The sequence below is a fragment of the Mycobacterium sp. NGS56 genome, assembly GCF_059812425.1.
On sequence record NZ_JCALCQ010000002.1, the window covers coordinates 118,353 to 133,898 of the forward strand.

The 15,546-nt window shown below is 67.3% G+C and carries 15 protein-coding genes; 12 read left to right on the forward strand and 3 right to left on the reverse strand.

The window, feature by feature from the left end; all coding sequences use genetic code 11:
* Positions 1-3 precede the first annotated feature (3 nt).
* Together AC5Y4F_RS07800 and AC5Y4F_RS07805 are read left to right on the forward strand one after the other, a co-directional pair.
* On the forward strand, positions 4-486 hold the full coding sequence (locus AC5Y4F_RS07800) for a cation:proton antiporter regulatory subunit (protein WP_067938163.1): 483 nt from the start codon (positions 4-6) through the stop codon (positions 484-486).
* Positions 487-490: 4 nt separating this feature from the next.
* On the forward strand, positions 491-1,648 hold the full coding sequence (locus tag AC5Y4F_RS07805; protein ID WP_067938161.1) for a cation:proton antiporter: 1,158 nt from the start codon (positions 491-493) through the stop codon (positions 1,646-1,648).
* Positions 1,649-1,662: 14 nt separating this feature from the next.
* Here the strand turns inward: AC5Y4F_RS07805 and AC5Y4F_RS07810 are convergent, their stop codons facing one another.
* On the reverse strand, positions 1,663-2,223 hold the full coding sequence (locus AC5Y4F_RS07810; RefSeq protein ID WP_499995895.1) for an Rv3235 family protein: 561 nt from the start codon (positions 2,221-2,223) through the stop codon (positions 1,663-1,665).
* 211 nt (positions 2,224-2,434) lie between these two features.
* Here AC5Y4F_RS07810 and AC5Y4F_RS07815 point away from each other — a divergent pair, with 211 nt between their 5' ends.
* The 5 genes from AC5Y4F_RS07815 (at position 2,435) to AC5Y4F_RS07835 (ending at position 7,941) form a co-directional block, all read left to right on the forward strand.
* Positions 2,435-3,856, forward strand: a complete 1,422-nt coding sequence (locus tag AC5Y4F_RS07815; RefSeq protein ID WP_499995896.1) for a WS/DGAT/MGAT family O-acyltransferase — start codon at positions 2,435-2,437, stop codon at positions 3,854-3,856.
* Between the two features lie 41 nt (positions 3,857-3,897).
* Positions 3,898-4,746, forward strand: coding sequence for a polyphosphate kinase 2 (gene ppk2 / locus AC5Y4F_RS07820; protein WP_499995897.1), 849 nt, complete (start codon positions 3,898-3,900; stop codon positions 4,744-4,746).
* Positions 4,743-5,273: a DUF6912 family protein gene (locus AC5Y4F_RS07825; protein WP_499995898.1), complete on the forward strand. Its 531-nt coding sequence runs from the start codon at positions 4,743-4,745 to the stop codon at positions 5,271-5,273. Before ppk2 ends, AC5Y4F_RS07825 begins: the two co-directional genes overlap by 4 nt.
* 136 nt (positions 5,274-5,409) lie before the next feature.
* Positions 5,410-6,564: a ferredoxin reductase gene (locus tag AC5Y4F_RS07830; RefSeq protein ID WP_499996386.1), complete on the forward strand. Its 1,155-nt coding sequence runs from the start codon at positions 5,410-5,412 to the stop codon at positions 6,562-6,564.
* Positions 6,565-6,657: 93 nt separating this feature from the next.
* Complete coding sequence (locus AC5Y4F_RS07835; RefSeq protein ID WP_067938181.1) at positions 6,658-7,941, forward strand: fatty acid desaturase family protein; 1,284 nt, start codon at positions 6,658-6,660, stop codon at positions 7,939-7,941.
* A gap of 119 nt (positions 7,942-8,060) precedes the next feature.
* On the opposite strand, the gene AC5Y4F_RS07840 is transcribed toward AC5Y4F_RS07835, so the two are convergent.
* Positions 8,061-8,924: an ABC transporter substrate-binding protein gene (locus AC5Y4F_RS07840; RefSeq protein WP_067938152.1), complete on the reverse strand. Its 864-nt coding sequence runs from the start codon at positions 8,922-8,924 to the stop codon at positions 8,061-8,063.
* A gap of 30 nt (positions 8,925-8,954) precedes the next feature.
* On the reverse strand, positions 8,955-9,698 hold the full coding sequence (locus AC5Y4F_RS07845; protein ID WP_067938150.1) for an SDR family NAD(P)-dependent oxidoreductase: 744 nt from the start codon (positions 9,696-9,698) through the stop codon (positions 8,955-8,957).
* A 90-nt stretch (positions 9,699-9,788) separates the two neighbouring features.
* On the opposite strand from AC5Y4F_RS07845, the gene AC5Y4F_RS07850 reads away from it, so the two are divergent.
* The 5 genes from AC5Y4F_RS07850 to AC5Y4F_RS07870 all read left to right on the forward strand — a co-directional run bounded on the left by AC5Y4F_RS07850 (position 9,789) and on the right by AC5Y4F_RS07870 (position 15,526).
* Entirely contained in the window at positions 9,789-10,871 is a 1,083-nt protein-coding gene (locus AC5Y4F_RS07850; protein WP_231986440.1) for an AraC family transcriptional regulator, read from the forward strand.
* A 90-nt stretch (positions 10,872-10,961) separates the two neighbouring features.
* Positions 10,962-12,461: a flavin-containing monooxygenase gene (locus AC5Y4F_RS07855; RefSeq protein ID WP_499995900.1), complete on the forward strand. Its 1,500-nt coding sequence runs from the start codon at positions 10,962-10,964 to the stop codon at positions 12,459-12,461.
* Positions 12,458-14,194, forward strand: a complete 1,737-nt coding sequence (locus AC5Y4F_RS07860) for a GMC oxidoreductase (protein WP_499995901.1) — start codon at positions 12,458-12,460, stop codon at positions 14,192-14,194. Before AC5Y4F_RS07855 ends, AC5Y4F_RS07860 begins: the two co-directional genes overlap by 4 nt.
* Positions 14,195-14,321: 127 nt before the next feature.
* Positions 14,322-14,453 (forward strand): hypothetical protein, encoded by a 132-nt coding sequence (locus tag AC5Y4F_RS07865; RefSeq protein WP_499995902.1) that lies wholly within the window; start codon positions 14,322-14,324, stop codon positions 14,451-14,453.
* The gene (locus tag AC5Y4F_RS07870) at positions 14,450-15,526 is read left to right on the forward strand and encodes an alpha/beta hydrolase (RefSeq protein ID WP_231986439.1); all 1,077 of its coding nucleotides are present in this window, start codon (positions 14,450-14,452) and stop codon (positions 15,524-15,526) included. The genes AC5Y4F_RS07865 and AC5Y4F_RS07870 overlap by 4 nt, the downstream gene beginning before the upstream one ends.
* The last annotated feature ends 20 nt before the right edge of the window (positions 15,527-15,546 follow it).

The window sequence follows — 15,546 nt, forward strand, 5'->3', positions numbered from 1 at the left end:
CGTATGGACGTCAAGGAGGTGTTGCTGCCCGGGGTCGGTCTTCGCTACGAATTCACCGATCAGAAGGGCGACCGCATCGGCATCATCGCGCGGCGCGGCGGCGATTTCGACGTCGTCTCGTATGCGCGCGAAGATCCAGACGAGGCCCGGCCGCTGCTCCACCTCAGCGATCAGGAGGCCGAGGCCGTGGCCCAGATCCTGGGGGCGCCGCGGATCGCCGAGCGGTTCACTGAGCTGGCCCGCGAAATCCCCGGACTCGAGACGGGCCAGGTGCACATCGTGGCCGGCAGCCCCTTCGTGGATCACCCGCTGGGAGATACCCGGGCCCGCACCCGCACCGGCGCGTCGATCGTGGCGATCGTGCGCAATGAGGAAGTGCTCGCCTCGCCCGGGCCCGCCGAGATGCTGCACGCCGACGACGTGCTGATCGTGATCGGCACCGAAAACGGCATCGCGGGCGTCGAGAAAATTATCGACAAAGGTTGAGCCAGTGGAAATTTCGGGGACGCTGCTGTTGCAACTCGGCGCCCTCCTGGCCACTCTGGCCGTATTGGGCGCCGCCGCACGGCGATTCGCATTGTCGCCCATACCGGTGTACCTGCTGGCCGGTCTGGCGCTGGGCAACGGCGGCATCCTGCCGGTGGCCGCCGGCGGGCAGTTCATCACCACCAGCGCACCCATCGGCGTCGTCTTGCTGCTGCTCACCCTGGGCTGCGAGTTCTCGGCGGCGGAATTCTCCAGCAGCTTGCGCCACCACCTGCCGTCAGCGGGCGTCGACATCGTGCTCAATGCCGCACCCGGCGCGATCGCGGGCTGGCTACTGGGTTTGGACGGCGTGGCCATCCTGTGCCTGGCCGGCGTCACCTACATCTCCTCCTCGGGCGTCATCGCGCGGCTGTTGGAGGACTTGCGCCGGCTAGGTAACCGCGAGACACCGGCGGTGCTGTCGGTGCTGGTGCTCGAAGATTTCGCGATGGCCGCCTACCTGCCGCTGTTCGCGGTCTTGGCCTCCGGCGGCGGATGGCTGCACGCCGTCGGTGGCATGGTCGTGGCGGTGGGCGCTCTGGTGGCGGCCTTTGCCGCGTCCTACCGGTGGGGTCACCATGTGGGGCGGCTTGTGGAACACCCCGACTCCGAACAGCTCATGCTGCGGGTGCTGGGCATCACCCTGATCGTGGCGGCCATGGCCGAGTCCCTGCACGCTTCGGCCGCGGTCGGTGCGTTCCTGGTCGGCCTCACGCTGACCGGCGAGACGGCCGAGCGGGCGCGTCAGGTGCTGGGCCCACTGCGCGACCTGTTCGCCGCCATCTTCTTCCTGGCGATCGGCTTCTCGGTGGACCCGTACGAGCTGATTCCTATGCTTCCGGCGGCGCTCATCCTGGCGGTGGTGACCGCGGCGACCAAGGTGGCCACCGGGATGTTCGCCGCCCGGCACGACGACGTTGCCCGGCGCGGACAGCTGCGGGCGGGCACCGCGCTGATCGCCCGCGGTGAGTTCTCGTTGATCATCATCGGATTGGCCGGCAAGTCGCTGCCCGCCGTCGCGGCGCTGGCGACGTCCTACGTTTTCATCATGGCGATCATGGGGCCCATTCTCACCCGCTACACCGGCGGCCCGCGGCCGGCCGGCGCGGCATCGACGACCTGAGCGGTGTCCCGCCGTCACCCGATATGCAGGGCCACCACCATCCACCGGGTTGCGCCCGCGGAGGTGACCTGCTCGACGCGGCAAGCGATGGCGTGCATGCGGTTCCCGCGGCTGTAAGAACCGAAGACCTCGGCCGCCGAATCAGGATCGCGGTGACCGGCCGGCTGCAGCCGCATGCGGCGCAACACGGCTGCGTCTCGATTACGGCTCGCGGCGCCACGGCCGACCGCCGCCACCGAATCCACCAGGCTCGTCGCCAGCAGCGGATTCAATTGGGCGGCAGGGCGGCGGCGGTCGATGACTTCCAGCACGCGGCGCAGCGCGGCATCGGCGAAGGCGGCCGCCTGACGCAGCCGGGGAGACATGACCGCGGCCGGATCCGGTGCCGGCGTCCTGCTGGGCCGGCCGGTGTAGGGCCGTGGCGGTGCGTGACTGCTGCCGCGGCGCAGCGGCGGGCGGGGGGATTGCCTGCAGTGTGGGGCGGTGCGCGACACGTCCTGCGCCGGCGGCTCGTACTCGCCGACTGGTATGACGGTGAAAGCGTCAGGTGGATTCGCAACTGGACTACTGTTCAACGCGCACTCTCCAACTCCTCGGCCGGACCTTCGAGCCTGCTGGAGAGGGGCAGACGTGGTGAGTCAGTGGTCATCATGGCACAACTCGACCGCACGCGTACCCACGCTGACTGGTGCACGGCGACACGATTACCGTGGGCGGGACATCGGGCCCAGCGGCCCCAGCGGCCCCGGGGGCCCGGGCGACGAACGACCAGGAGGACAGCGCCGCATGGTGACTCGCTTGTCCCCGGCGGACGCATCGTTTTATCGGCTGGAGAACACCGCGACCCCGATGTACGTCGGATCGCTGTCGATCCTGCGCCGCCCCCGTGCCGGCTTGAGCTACGAGACGCTGCTGGCCACCGTCGAGCAGCGGCTGCCGCAGATACCGCGCTACCGGCAGAAGGTGCGGGAAGTGCGCGTCGGCACGGCCCGGCCGGTCTGGGTGGACGACAACGACTTCGACATCACCTATCACGTGCGGCGCTCGGCGTTGCCCTCTCCGGGCAGTGACGAGCAGCTGCACGAGCTGATCGCGCGGCTGGCAGCGCGGCCGCTGGACAAGTCGCGCCCGCTCTGGGAGATGTATCTGGTCGAAGGCCTGTCCCAGAACCGGCTGGCCCTCTACACCAAGTCGCATCAAGCGCTGATCAACGGCATGTCGGCGCTCGAGATCAACCACGTCATCGGCGATCGGAGGAAGCGCCCGCCACCTTTCCCCGAGGACATCTGGATTCCGGAGCGCGACCCCGGCAACACCCGGCTGGTGTTGGGAGCGATCAGCGAATGGGTCACGGGGCCGGGCGCCCAGCTGCAGGCCGTCGGGTCGATGCTCGGCGGTCTGGTGACCAACCACGGCGAGCTGATCGACGCCGGCCGCCGGGCCGCCGACCTGGTGCGCACGGTTACCCGGGGGACCGCACCCAGCAGCCCGCTCAATGCCACCGTGTCGCGGCACCGGCGCTTCACGGTCGCACGGGGCAGCCTGGAGGATTACCGCACCGTGCGCGCCCGGTATGACTGCGACGTCAACGACGTGGTGCTCGCGGTCATCGCCGGGGCGCTGGGTAACTGGCTGATGTCGCGGGGAGTGGCGGTGTCGCCGACCGCGACGGTGCGGGCGATGGCGCCGTTGTCGGTGTACGACGATGGCGACCTCGACGCGAGCGGTCCCGGTCAGGCGATCGGCCAAGTGACGCCGTTCCTCGTCGACCTGCCGGTGGGAGAGCCCAACGCCGTGGTGCGGCTGTCGCAGATCGCGCACGCCTCCGAGTCGAACCCGACGGCCGCCCGTCTGGTGGACGCCAGGACCATCGTCACGCTCTCGGGTTTCGCCCCACCGACGCTGCACGCCATGGGAATCCGCGTGGCGACCAGTTTCCCGAGTTTCTCCAAGCGCACGTTCAATCTGTTGATCACCAACGCGCCCGGCGCCCAATCGCAGATGTACATTGCCGGCACCAAATTGCTGGAGACCTACGCGGTGCCGCCGCTGCTGCACAACCAGGCGCTGGCCATCGGCGTGACGTCGTATAACGGCGAGCTGTACTACGGAATCAACGCCGACCGCGAAGCCATGAGCGATGTCGACCTGCTGCCCGGGCTGCTGAACCAAGCGCTCGAAGAACTGCTCGAGGCGTCCCGGTCCTAGTCGGCGGTGAAAGGCGGTGCGCGCGGCTATCATTCGAAGGTGTGAGTACCGCGACAAACGACGGCAAGTCGAAGGCGGCGAAATCGTCCACTTCGCGCAAGATCCCCGATGACGTCTATCGGGCCGAATTGTTCCGGCTGCAAACGGAATTGGTGAAACTACAAGAGTGGTTGCGCCATGCCGAACAACGACTGGTCGTCATCTTCGAAGGCCGTGACGGAGCGGGTAAGGGCGGCACCATCAAGCGGATCACCGAATACCTGAACCCGCGTGTCACGCGGATCGCGGCGCTGCCCGCGCCGACCGACCGTGAGCGTGGCCAGTGGTATTACCAGCGTTACATCGCTCACCTGCCCACCAAAGGGGAGATCGTGCTGTTCGACCGGTCGTGGTACAACCGGGCCGGCGTGGAGAAGGTGATGGGATTTTGTACGCCCCAAGAGCATGCGTTGTTCTTGCGGCAGACGCCGATCTTCGAGCAGATGCTGATCGACGACGGGATCCTGTTGCGCAAGTATTGGTTCTCGGTGTCCGAGCACGAACAGCTGCGCCGGTTCAGGGCCCGGCGCAATGACCCTGTGCGGCAATGGAAACTATCCCCGATGGACCTGGAATCGCTGTATCGGTGGGATGATTACTCGCGTGCCAGGGACGAGATGATGGTGCACACCGACACCCCGGTGAGCCCGTGGTACATCGTGGAATCGGACATAAAGAAGCACGCGCGGCTGAACATGATGGCCCATCTGCTGTCGACGATCCCTTACCAGGACGTCGAGCGGCCCGTAGTCAAGCTGCCCAAGAACCCGGTGGTGAGCGGCAACTACCAACGCCCGCCGCGGGAGCTGTCCACCTACGTCGACGACTATGCGGCCACACTGATCGGATGACGCTCGTCTACATTCCGGCCACGCTGGCGATGTTGCAGCAGCTCGTCGCGGACGGCTCGCTGCGCCCGGTCAACGGCACCGCGTTCGCACTGACGCCGCGGTTGCGCGAGGCCTATGCCGAGGGCGATGACGACGAGCTGGCCGACGTGGCGCTGCGCGAGGCGGCGCTGGCGTCGCTGCGGCTGCTGGCTGCCCGGGAATCGGATGCGGCACAAGGGGCCGGCGCGTCATCGCAGTCCTTGCCGCCCCGGCGCGCGGTGCTGGCCGCCGACGTCGAGGACGTCACGTACCGACCCGACCTCGACGACGCCGTGGTCCGGCTGTCCGGGCCGGTGCCGATCGACGACGTGATCGCCGCCTATGTCGACAACGCCGGGGCTGAACCGGCAGTGGCGAAGGCCATCGAGGCCGTCGACGCCGCCGACCTGGGTGATGAGGACGCCGACCTGATCGTCGGCGACGCGCAAGACCACGATCTGGCCTGGTACGCCAACCAGGAACTGCCATTCCTGCTGGAACTGATGTGACGCCGATGTGACGCGATCGGGGCACCAGCGCTAGCTACGACACCGTAAGTTACGGTACCGTAGGTTTCGTGAGGCGCACAGAATCGATCAGAATGTGAGTGCAAGCAAGACGACGCATCGCGAGCAGGAGCTTCCCCTGGGCAGACGTAACCCATCGATCACGGGCAACGTCGTCGACACCAAGCGACCTGTTGTCGCCGGCGCGGACCGGCATCCCGGCTGGCACGCGCTGCGCAAGCTCGCCGCCCGCATCACGACGCCGCTGTTGCCCGACGACTATCTGCATTTGGCCAACCCGCTGTGGTCGGCGCGCGAGCTGCGGGGCCGCGTCCTGCAGGTGCGCCGAGAGACGGAAGATTCCGCGACCCTGGTCATCAAGCCGGGCTGGGGCTTCAACTTCGACTACCAGCCGGGCCAGTACATCGGTATCGGGCTGCTGATGGACGGGCGCTGGCGCTGGCGGTCGTACTCCCTCACCTCGGCTCCGGCCGGCGCACGCTCCGGCTCCGGTTCGGCCCGCACCGTGACCATCACCGTGAAGGCGATGCCGGAGGGCTTCCTGTCGTCGCACCTGGTGGCCGGGGTCGAGCCGGGCACCATCGTCCGGCTGGCCGCGCCGCAGGGCAACTTCGTGCTGCCCGACCCGGCGCCCGTGTCCATCCTGTTCCTCACCGCGGGATCCGGGATCACTCCGGTGATGTCGATGCTTCGTACCCTGTTGCGCCGCAACCAGATTGGTGACATTGCCCACCTGCACTCGGCACCCACCCAATCCGACGTCCTGTTTCGGGCCGAGTTGGCCGAGCTGGCCGCCGAGCATCCCGGCTATCGGCTACAGCTGCGCGAGACGCGCACCCAGGGCCGGATCGACCTGTCCCTGCTGGACCGGGAGGTGCCGGACTGGCGCGAACGCCAAACGTGGGCCTGCGGGCCGGAGGGCATGCTCGCCGAGGCCGAGCGGGTCTGGTCGGCCGCGGGCGTCGGCGACCGCCTGCACCTCGAGCGATTCGCGGTGTCGAAGGCCGCACCCACCGGCGCCGGCGGCACTGTCACCTTCGCCCGAAGCGGGCGCACCGTGGCTGCCGACGCGGCGACGTCGCTGATGGATGCCGGTGAGGGCGTCGGGGTGCAGATGCCCTTCGGGTGCCGCATGGGGATCTGCCAGTCGTGCGTGGTGAATCTGGTGGAGGGCCATGTCCGTGATCTGCGGACCGGCCAGGAGCACGATCCGGGTACCCGGGTGCAGACGTGCGTGTCTGCCGCTTCCGGCGACTGCGTTCTCGACATTTAAGGCTACTCACAGGTAACCTACGGATTCGTAGGTTACGATAGCGTAGGTCTGGAACACGTTAAGACCACAATCAACCGCAGGGAGATGACGACGATGGCCGTCACAGACGTCGACGTATTCGCCCATCTGACGGACGCCGATATCGAAAGCCTGGCCGTTGAGCTCGATGCCATCCGCCAGGACGTGGAAGACTCACGCGGCGAGCGGGACGCTCGCTATATCCGCCGCACCATCGCGGCTCAGCGCGCGCTGGAGGTGACCGGCCGGCTGCTGCTGGCCGCCAGCTCGCGGCGTTCGGCCTGGTGGGCAGGGACGGTGACCCTGGGCGTGGCCAAGATCGTCGAGAACATGGAGATCGGCCACAACGTCATGCACGGCCAGTGGGACTGGATGAACGACCCCGAGATTCACTCCTCGACGTGGGAGTGGGACATGAGCGGGTCGTCCAAGCACTGGCGCTACACACACAACTTCGTCCACCACAAGTACACCAACATTCTCGGGATGGACGACGATGTCGGCTACGGCCTGCTGCGCGTCACCCGCGACCAGAAATGGAAGCGCTTCAACATCCTCAACCTGGTGTACAACACCCTGCTCGCGCTGCTCTTCGAGTGGGGAGTCGGCTTGCAGCATGTGGAGCTCGGCAAGATCCTCAAGAAGCGGATGGACCAGGACGACGCCCGGCAACGGACCGACGAGTTCCTGGCCAAGGCCGGCCGCCAGGTGCTCAAGGACTACGTCGCGTTCCCGGCGCTGACCTCGTTATCGCCCGGCGCGACCTACATGTCCACGTTGAAGGCCAACGCGCTCGCCAACGTGATTCGCAACGTGTGGGCCAACGCGGTGATCTTCTGCGGCCATTTCCCCGACGGCGCAGAGAAATTCACCAAGACCGACATGATCGGCGAAACCAAGGGGCAGTGGTATCTGCGTCAGATGCTGGGTAGCGCCAACTTCGAGGCCGGCCCGGCGCTGCGCTTCATGAGCGGCAACCTGTGCCACCAGATCGAGCACCACCTGTACCCGGACATGCCCAGCAACCGGCTGCACGAAATCTCCGCGCGGGTGCGCCAGGTCTGCGACAAGTACGACTTGCCTTACACCACAGGCTCTTTCCTGTTCCAGTACGCCAAGACGTGGCGGACGCTGGCCAAGCTCTCGCTGCCGAACAAGTACCTGCGTGACGACGCCGACAACGCGCCGGAGACGCGCAGCGAGCGGATGTTCGCCGAGCTCGAGCCCGGCTTCCTGGGCACCGATCCGGCGACCGGCCGCCGCCGCGGTCTCAAGTCCGCGATCGCAGCCGTGCGTGACTGGCGGCGTGGGAAGCGGGCGGCCACGGCCGGCCGTGTGGTCGACGATCTGGCCGCTTAGTCCGCTGCATCGGCCGGTGACGGCCCGGGCCAGCAAAGGGAAACACGCCGAACGTGTTCTCTTGGCGAATATTCCGCCGATTTCGCGCCCTGAGCGCACGCTCGGCATGGCCGTTGAGACTAGCTGGTCGCATAGAAGTCCGTAGCACGTATCGGGGCGACACCGAGTTCGCCCGCGATCGCGTCGATCGCCTGTTGCGCGACGCCCAAATCAACCCGATAGTCGGCGGTGAAATAGGGTCCGACGTAGCGCTCGTAGTGCCAGCACGCTTCTTCGGAAGTGAGCCGGTCGAGGAACCAGTTGATGTAGTCGACGGCATGGCCTGGTTGTTCGACGAGAAGCCGCAGCGCCCGGCGGTTGGCCCGCATCAGGGCCAGCAACGCGGGGCTGTCCGGTGGGATGTGCACCGGGTCGACGGCAACGCCCACCGTGGGGATCTGGAAGTGATCGCCGACCCAGGCCAGCAGGTGAAACCCCTCTTCGGCGGCGATTTGTTCGGGGGAGAGGGTGCTGCCGACGTAGGCGGCATCGATCGATCCGTCGCGTAGCCGGCGCAGGTCCATCTGGTAGTCGCCCGGATGCCGCACCACGCAGCGCAGGTCGCGGTCCGGGTCCAGCCCGTGCTTGCGCAGGACGATGCGGGCGAAGGTGCCCGGGGGGTTATCGGCGGCGTGCACGGCCAGGCGCCGCCCGCGCAGATCCGCCATCGACTTCACTTCGGCGTTGCCGATGAACCAGAACAGCGGGCCATCGGTGTTGACGCTCAACGCTTTCCAGCCGATCCCGTCCTGCAGCCGGGACAGCAGGGCGCGGCCCAGGCCGATCACCGCGGCGTGGCGCAGCCGCTGCGCGTTCCAACCGACCCCGTCGCGGATGGCGACGTGGACGCCTTCGTCCTGGTAATACCCCTCCTGATCGGCGACATGGGCGACCAACTCCTCGTGAATGCCACGCCCGACGTAAGCGAGATCGATCGTCTGCACCCTGACCCCTTCCCGATAACCGATCCGGTGTCAATTCATGGCCAAGCCGCCGTTGACCTCGAGGCAGTGGCCGGTGATGAAACCGGAATCCTCGCCGGCCAGAAACACCACCGCGTTGGCCACCTCGCCGGGGCTGACGAGCCTGCCCATGGGATTCGTCGCGCCGAGCTGGTGTATTTCTTCGGCCGTCAACAGCGCGTTCGCCGTGGGATCGGCGACGGTGGCCGGCGCAATGAGATTGGCGGTGATCTGGTGCGGAGCCAGCTCGAGCGCGACGTACCGGACAAACTGGTCCATTGCCGCCTTGGCGGTTCCCACCGTGATCATGCCCTGTCGGGGCCGGCGGGACAACACCGTGGTGAGATAGATCAGCCGGCCATAGGATCTTGAAATCATGTCGGGGACAACGGATTTGGTCATCAAGAACGCGGCGTGCAGTTCGCGGTCCAGCTTGCCGCCGAGCTGCTCCCAGCTAAGGTCGGCGAACGAGGTGACGTCGTAGGCGATCAGGGCGTTGTGGACCAGCACATCGATGCCGCCCCACTTTTCGGTCGTCGCGCTGCTCATCGCCGCGACGTCCTCGGGTTCGGTGACGTCGGCCCGAATCGCGATGGCCTCGCCACCGGCGGTGGTCGCGGCCGCGACCACCTCCTCGGCCTCCGCGGCGCTGGACCGGTAGTTGACGACCACCCGAAATCCCTGCTCCGCCAAGGCCAATGCGGTTGCTGCTCCTATTCCCCGGCTGGCTCCTGTGATCACCGCGACACGACCCACCCGCGCTACCTCCGACCGCGCTTACCGCGCCTGGCTGGCAGTCGCGAACGATACTCCCGCGGTGCACCCGGGTAAAGGGTTGCCCGCCTGTTGGCCATACTGAGAGATGTGCAGGTGTTCGTCGGATCCCAGGTGTCGCATTGGGATTTCGCGCGCAGCACGGCCAGTGTCGCGTTGATGACCGAGTTCGGTTGCAAGAACGGGCTTGCCGTCGCCGACGTGCTCAACGGGTCGGGTCTGTCGGAGGCTGACCTGCGCGATCACGATCGGATGATCGTCGGGCGTCAGGAGTTGGCGGTGGCGACGAATCTGGTGAACCAACTGGGTGACGCGGCCAACTTGGGAATGCGGGTGGGCGGCAGTTATCACGTCGGGTCCCTGGGAATCTTCGGCTTCGCCTGCCTGACCAGCTCGACGCTGGGCGATGCCGTCCGGTTCGCGGCCCGGTTCTACGAGCTCAGCTACGGCTTCTGCCTGCCGACCGTCACGGTCGAGGGACCGGTGGCGGCGCTGCGACTCGACCTGCCCGACCTGACCGGTCCGGTCGCTGAGTTTCTGGTGCGGCGGGACCTCGCGGCGATCGCGCGCGTCATGGGCGAGTTGCTCGGCAGCCCGGTCCCGTTCACGTCGATCGAATTCAGCGGCCCGGCGCCGTCGTCGGGTGACGACGCGGCCCGCGAGGCGTTCGGCGTCGGACCGCAGTACGGCTCGCCGGCCAATGTCGCACGCCTACCGCTCGCGCTGCTGGACGAACGGCTGCCCCGCGCCAGCGAGATGAGCGTGGCCATGTGCGAGCAACAGTGCCGCGCCCTGTTGGAACGCCGTCGGGCCCGGACCGGTGTCGCCCTGCGGGTGCGAGAACGGCTGGCGTCGATCGACGGCGAACCGCACACGATCGCGGCCGTCGCCCGGCAGTTGGCGATGAGTGAGCGGACGCTGCGCCGGCGGCTGGCCGAGGAGAACACCACCTTTCGGGAACTGGTCGAGGAGGTCCACCGCGTGCTGGCCGAGGAGCTGCTGGCCACCGGCGCGCTGTCGGTGGAGGACGTCGCACTGCGCCTGGGGTACGCGGAGGCGACCAGCTTCATCGCCGCGTTCAAACGCTGGACCGGCACGACGCCGGCCCGCTACCAGCGCTCGGTGGCTCCCCGTGGCAGGTCGCTGGCCGTCTGAATGCCCCAGCGGCCGCTGTGGCCGCAATTATGGATTTCGCGACCGCAATCGGCTGCAGGGATGCCGGCGCTCGCTCCTAACGTCTGAGTCATGACTGCAACCCATCGCCCCCGCGTGCTGATCGTCGGGGCGGGCTTCGGTGGGCTCGCCGCCGCCTACGAACTGTCCAAGGACGGCCTCGCCGACGTGACGGTGCTGGAGAAGGCCGGCGACGTCGGCGGTGTCTGGCGGGAAAACACTTACCCCGGTGCCGCCTGCGACGTCCCGTCGAACCTGTATTCGTATTCCTTCGCACGAAAGACGAACTGGGGACGCCGTTACGCCGAGCAACCCGACATTCTGGCCTACATCCGTGACACCGCGGACCGGTTCGGCCTGCGCGACTTGGTGCGGACGGGCGTAGAGGTCACCTCCGCCCACTACGACGACGAAACCGCCACCTGGCAGCTGCGGACGTCGGACGGCGAGACCTTCGAGGCCGACGTTCTGGTGCCGGCGGTGGGCCAGCTGTCGCGGCCGGCGCTGCCGGCGATACCGGGCATCGACGCTTTCGCGGGGCCGTCGTTCCACTCGGCGCAGTGGCGCCACGACGTCGACCTGACCGGCAGGCGCGTGGCGGTCCTCGGAACCGGCGCATCGGCGATCCAGTTCGTCCCGCGCATCCGCGAGGTCGCGGCCCACGTCACCGTCTTTCAGCGCTCCGCGCCCTACGTCATCCCGAAACCGGATCGCGCCTACACCGCGGCGCACCACGCCGCCTTCAGAAAGGTGCCAGGATTCGCCGCCGCCATGCGAGAGCTGATCTGGGAGATCTCCGAGTTCTTCGGTCTCGCGCTGACCAAGGTCGCACCGCTGGCCGGCCTGATAGGCATCGCCGCGTCGCTGAACATCAAGCGGCACATCAAGGATCCGGTGCTGCGCGCCAAGGTGACCCCCGACTATCCGATCGGCTGCAAGCGGGTGCTGTTCAGCAGCGAGTGGTATCCGGCGCTATCCCGCGACAACGTCTCGGTCGAGACCGGTGCGATCACCGAGGTGACGGCGGCCGGGGTGCGCACCGCCGACGGCCGGCTGCACGAGGTCGACGTCATCATCTACGGCACCGGGTTCAAGGCCACCGAATTCCTTGCGCCGATGACGATTACCGGCCGCGACGGGCGCGACCTGCACTCGCAATGGGCCCGGGGGGCCCGCGCCCACCTCGGCATGGCCGTACCCGGCTTCCCGAACATGTTCATGATCTACGGCCCGAACACCAATCTGGGCAGTAGCTCGATCATCCTGATGATGGAGCAGCAGGCCCGCTACATCCGCCAGATCGCCGAGCAGCTCGCCAGTGGCGGTCCGGGCCGCGCGTTCGAGGTGCGGGAGGCCGTCGAGCAGGCCTACGACACCGAGATCCAGTCCCGCCTCGACAACGGGGTCTGGACCGCCTGCGACTCCTGGTACCGCACCGCTTCGGGCCGGGTCACCACCAACTGGCCGGGCCTGGTGCGCGAATATCAGCGGCGCGCAGAGGCGGTCGCGTTCGACGACTACCTGGAAGTGTCGCCAAGTTCCGCAAGAGAAACCGAGCAGGTCGGCGCATGACCCCGTTCGACTACGACGTGGTCGTGATCGGATCCGGTTTCGGCGGTTCCGTCACCGCGCTGCGCCTGAGCGAAAAGGGTTACCGCGTAGGCGTCCTCGAGGCGGGCCGGCGATTCCGTGACGAAGACTTCGCCAAAAACAGTTGGCATGTCCGGGATTACCTGTTCAAGCCCGCCGTCGGTTGCTACGGCATTCAGCGGATCGACCTGCTCTCCGAAGCCGTGGTGCTCAGCGGCGCCGGAGTGGGAGGCGGATCGCTGGTCTACGCCAACACGCTCTACGAGCCGGGCGACCCCTTCTACGCCGACGCGCGTTGGAGTCAGATCACCGACTGGAAAGACGAGCTCGCCGCGGCTTACGACCAGGCCAAGCGGATGCTCGGCGTGGTGACCTATCCGCGAATGACGCCCTCGGACAAGGTGATGTTGCAGATCGCCACCGACCTCGGCGTCGCGGATTCCTTCCACGCCACGCGGGTCGGGGTGTGCTTCGACGGCGGCCCGGATGCGCGGGGCCGCCCGGCCGACCCGGGCGCGCCGGTCGGCGATCCCTACTTCGGCGGGGCCGGACCGGACCGCAACGCCTGCCTGCACTGCGGCGAATGCATGACGGGCTGCCGGCACAACGCCAAGAACACTCTGGTCAAGAACTACCTGTATCTCGCGGAGAAACTCGGCGCCAAGGTCCACCCGCTGACCACGGTCGTCGATGTCCGGCCGCGCCCCGGTTGGGGGTTTGACGTGATCACGCGTCGCAGCGGCGGCAAGATTCGCCGGCGCAGCCGCACGTTCACCGCCGAGCAGGTGGTGTTCTCGGCTGCCGCCCTGGGCACGCAGCGGCTGCTGCACCGGTTGCGCGACAGCGGCAGCCTGCCGCATGTGTCGTCACGGCTGGGGGAGCTGTCGCGGACCAACTCCGAGGCGATCCTGGCGGTGCGGGCGCGCCGCGACGACGTGGATTATTCGGAGGGCGTGGCGATCACGTCGTCGATCCACCCGGACAGCCACACGCACGTGGAGCCCTGCCGCTACGGCCATGACTCCAACCTGATGGGACTGCTCGGCACCATCTTGGTCGACGGCATGGACGGACCCGGAAAGGGCCGGGGTCGCTGGCGAACCGGGTTGAAAGAGTTTGTGCGCCAACGCCAAGACCTGCGCCGCCTGCTCAACCCGAAGCACTGGTCGGAACAGACCATCCCGCTGCTGGTGATGCAGACCCACGACAACTCGTTGACCACCTACACGCGGCGCTCGTTGTTAGGGCGACGCATGGCGACGCGTCAGGGCGTGGGAGAGCCGAACCCGACCTGGATCCCCGTCGGCCACGAGGTTGCCCGGCGCGCGGCAAAACACCTCGACGGCATCGCCGGCGGCGCGTGGGCGGATCTGGCGGATATCCCGATGACGGGACATTTCATCGGCGGCTGCGTGATCGGTGAGACCGCGGCCGACGGCGTCGTCGATCCCTACCACCGCATGCATGGACATCCCGGACTGCACGTGATCGACGGATCCACGATCACTGCGAACTTGGGGGTGAACCCGTCGCTGACCATCACCGCACTCGCCGAACGCGCAACCTCGTTGTGGCCCAACAAAGGAGAGCCGGACCCGCGCCCGCCGCTGGGATCGCCCTACCTGCGCGTCAGCCCCGTGGCACCGACCAATCCGGCCGTCCCGGCAAGTGCGTCCGGCGCTTTGCGTCTCGCGTACGGCGCTGGGCGCACCTAGGTTCGGGCAGAAAGGATTTTGCGCTCGACGCCCGGCCTCATTGACGCTGTGGGCGGCCGCCGTTAGCCTCTGAACAAAGATTTGGTCTACTGCCCGGGCTCGTTCAGCGTGTCAGAGGAGCACCCCCATGGCAACCGAACAGTTCGACAGGCGGGGCGCCGAGCGTCAATGCCTGTCGGCCCGGCAGGCGTTCGGCATCGCCGCCGGCCTTATGGTGCTGGGCCTGATCGTGCACAGCTGGAGCGAAGGACGGGCGTGACGAACAAGCGGGCCAGGGCTCGCCCCCTTGCCATAACCAACGCTGCACTGCGCATCGGCGTGAAGGTGGTGCCCTGGCTTCCGCCTTGGCTCAAGCGCCTGCTCGCCGGCGGTGGCAGGATCACCGTCGACGGCAACACTCTCGACCCGACGCTCCAATTGATGATTGCCGGTCAACGAAGTACTCGCACCGGGGGCCTGTCGGCTTCCGGCGATCCGGAAGTCGCCCGCGCCATGATGCGTAGCTCACACTTGCTCATGGCGCCCAGAATCGATGTCCCCACACGAGATTTCGCGATCCCAGGTCCCGAAATCCCGCTGCGGACACGCCACTACCGTCCGGCAGTTGACGAGGCGGCTCCGATGCTGGTGTTCTTCCACGGCGGCGGCTTTGTGGTGGGCGACATCGAATCCCACGACGGACTCTGCCGAATGATCTGCCGCGACGCGGCGGTACATGTGCTGTCGGTCGACTACCGGTTGGCACCAGAACACAAAGCGCCGGCCGCGGTCCACGATTGCTTCGCCGCGTATCGATGGGCACTCGGACACGCCGCGGAACTGGGCGCTGACCCGTCCCGAGTCGGCGTTGGCGGTGACAGCGCGGGGGGGAACTTGGCGGCGCTGGTCGCGCTGCTAAGTCGCGACGACGGGATTCCGCAGCCGGTGCTGCAAGTGCTGATGTATCCGGTCGTTGATCTGTCCGAAGAAACTCAGTCTCGAAAGTTGTTCTCCGATGGGTTTTTTCTGTCCAAGCGCGACAGGGATTGGTTCACGGAATTGTATCTGGGCGGCACTGATGTTGCCGCAGACGAGACGCGGGTATCGCCGCTGAAGTCGGCGAAGCTTCACGGTCTGGCACCGGCTCTGGTGCTCACCGCGGGATTCGATCCGCTGCGTGATGAGGGCAACGAGTACGCCGCGGCGTTGCGCGCGGCCGGTGTCACGGTGGACCACCGGCAGTTCGATGCACTCGCGCACGGCTTCGCCAGCGTCGCAGCGTTCGGCGGCGGCAGCGCCGATGCGTTGATCGCCACCATCTCGGCGATCCGCGCCCACTTCAGCCGCAGCTGAGAGCCGGTCCGAGTCTGCCG

What these genes read in the sequence shown, in the direction of transcription:
- AC5Y4F_RS07865 (WP_499995902.1), top strand. Translation starts at nt 14,322, where the DNA reads ATGGCAACCGAACAGTTCGACAGGCGGGGCGCCGAGCGTCAATGCCTG.
- AC5Y4F_RS07855 (WP_499995900.1), top strand. Translation starts at nt 10,962, where the DNA reads ATGACTGCAACCCATCGCCCCCGCGTGCTGATCGTCGGGGCGGGCTTC.
- AC5Y4F_RS07815 (WP_499995896.1), top strand. Translation starts at nt 2,435, where the DNA reads ATGGTGACTCGCTTGTCCCCGGCGGACGCATCGTTTTATCGGCTGGAG.
- AC5Y4F_RS07835 (WP_067938181.1), top strand. Translation starts at nt 6,658, where the DNA reads ATGGCCGTCACAGACGTCGACGTATTCGCCCATCTGACGGACGCCGAT.
- AC5Y4F_RS07860 (WP_499995901.1), top strand. Translation starts at nt 12,458, where the DNA reads ATGACCCCGTTCGACTACGACGTGGTCGTGATCGGATCCGGTTTCGGC.
- AC5Y4F_RS07825 (WP_499995898.1), top strand. Translation starts at nt 4,743, where the DNA reads ATGACGCTCGTCTACATTCCGGCCACGCTGGCGATGTTGCAGCAGCTC.
- AC5Y4F_RS07800 (WP_067938163.1), top strand. Translation starts at nt 4, where the DNA reads ATGGACGTCAAGGAGGTGTTGCTGCCCGGGGTCGGTCTTCGCTACGAA.